This is a genomic window from Acetonema longum DSM 6540 (assembly GCF_000219125.1).
Lineage (GTDB): Bacteria > Bacillota > Negativicutes > Sporomusales > Acetonemataceae > Acetonema > Acetonema longum.
Window position 1 is genome coordinate 1 of the sequence record NZ_AFGF01000095.1, and the last position, 1,253, is coordinate 1,253.

The 1,253-nt window shown below is 42.1% G+C and carries 2 protein-coding genes; both read right to left on the reverse strand.

Going from position 1 to position 1,253, the window contains the following annotated elements; all coding sequences use genetic code 11:
* Nucleotides 1-169 precede the first annotated feature (169 nt).
* On the reverse strand, nucleotides 170-496 hold the full coding sequence (locus tag ALO_RS10845; RefSeq protein WP_004095648.1) for a hypothetical protein: 327 nt from the start codon (nucleotides 494-496) through the stop codon (nucleotides 170-172).
* A 2-nt stretch (nucleotides 497-498) separates the two neighbouring features.
* Nucleotides 499-1,253: type II toxin-antitoxin system VapC family toxin (locus ALO_RS22450; RefSeq protein ID WP_004095649.1), on the reverse strand; the 755-nt coding region annotated here is incomplete at its 5' end.

The window sequence follows — 1,253 nt, forward strand, 5'->3', positions numbered from 1 at the left end:
CTATAATCTCAATTTTAAGGCATTTGCAATAAAATATTATCCCGATAGTTTGTTGGGCAAATGCCGTTAGAAGACAATTGCTTGACAAATATCGGGATAATCCATTTTTCGGGATAAGTTCCGGGAGGGGGGCCGCCGTGAGGTTGGCCTCTACTCGACCGGTGCCAACTTATTTCTCGATTATCAAATAATAACCGTTGCTGTTACGAAAATCATATTGTCCCTTATTCAGTTCGATAGATATAATCTTATCGTTTTCTAAATGAATTATATAATCAAGTTCTGCTTTGCAAAATGGGCATTCCTTCGCAACACCATCAAGTATTACTTTTTTAGCTCCTTTTATACCAATATCATGTCCACCCCACTTCAAGTTATCTCCAATTTCATACTCATACTGCCAAGTATCTCCGTACTTAAATTGAATTATTAGTTGAATATCTCTTTGACATTTATCGCATTGCCTACACACTTTCAAAGTGTTATATGCTCCCATTTTTAGTGCCCCTCCACTTTAAATCCTACCGCCCGCAAAAATCGTGCAAGTCTGGCATCATTTGTTATTAATGTTGCCCCTTCTTTTATCGCTGATCCAGCTACCGATGCATCAGACGCTTTGAGTACTCGTCCCAGGGCATTTGCTTGTTGAATTAAGTTGTCTATTTCTGCTTGGGTTGTTGCACTGCCAATTCTCCCACCGCGTTCGGAAAGGAACTGGCGCAATACCTCAACATCCCCTTTTGCCAGGTATTCTTTGGCTGCAGTTATTGAGACTACAGGTGTCCTGCCAGCCAATGCTGCGTCTATTGCTGCAACTTCTCCACGATCTAAGGCCCTAACTAATGCATTGGTATCAAGATGCACAATCTGAGTCGTAGCACTCGGCCCCTTAACAGCACCTCTAACCTTCAGCTTACTACTAACCAAAGCAGCAAGCAAGATATCCGGAGTAATAAGTTCCTTGCCATCCAAGGCATTATCTCCTACTGCTGTTGCTATAGTGACCGCCATAGAACCTGTCATCATACCGCCCAGCATCAATGCACCCTGCAGTTGTTCCTTACCACCGTTATTGTAAAGAATGGTGTAAATATTGACTTCTAGCGAATACTTCGAGTCATATTCCGGGAATTTCTTCAGCTGGTCTTCTAATTCCGCCACTTCAATAGATGTAGTCATTTTATCCACTATTTCTTTGGCTTCTATCGAATTAGCAAATTCCGCTTCACTTCCCAGGACTCGATTGGCAAGGG

Excerpts from the sequence above, each read along its gene's own strand:
- ALO_RS10845 (WP_004095648.1), bottom strand. The coding sequence starts at position 496 with ATGGGAGCATATAACACTTTGAAAGTGTGTAGGCAATGCGATAAATGT.